This window comes from Micromonospora yasonensis, assembly GCF_026013475.1.
Classification (GTDB): domain Bacteria; phylum Actinomycetota; class Actinomycetes; order Mycobacteriales; family Micromonosporaceae; genus Micromonospora; species Micromonospora yasonensis.
Window position 1 is genome coordinate 1 of sequence record NZ_JAPDPH010000508.1, and the last position, 274, is coordinate 274.

The window sequence follows — 274 nt, forward strand, 5'->3', positions numbered from 1 at the left end:
GCCGGGGCCAGCGTAGCCGGTGCCAGTCGGGTGGTCTTCTCGTAGGTGATCGGTGATTGCTGTCCGAGTCGGGAGTGGCGTCGGACGGTGTTGTAGCGGTGCGGCCAGCGGAACGCGGTCAGGCGGGCTTCGCGTTTGTCGGTGAAGGCGCGGCGGCCCTTGAGGGTTTCGCGTTTGAAGGTGGCGTTGAACGATTCGGCTGCGGCGTTGTCGGCGGAACTGCCGACCGCGCTCATCGATTGCCGGATGCCGGCCGTCTGGCATGCGGCGGCGA

General features: G+C 67.9%; 1 protein-coding gene. It reads right to left on the reverse strand.

The window, feature by feature from the left end:
• The coding region (locus tag ONA70_RS36585; protein WP_265011036.1) for an integrase core domain-containing protein at window positions 1–236 on the reverse strand (236 nt) is incomplete at its 3' end.
• Window positions 237–274 lie beyond the last annotated feature (38 nt).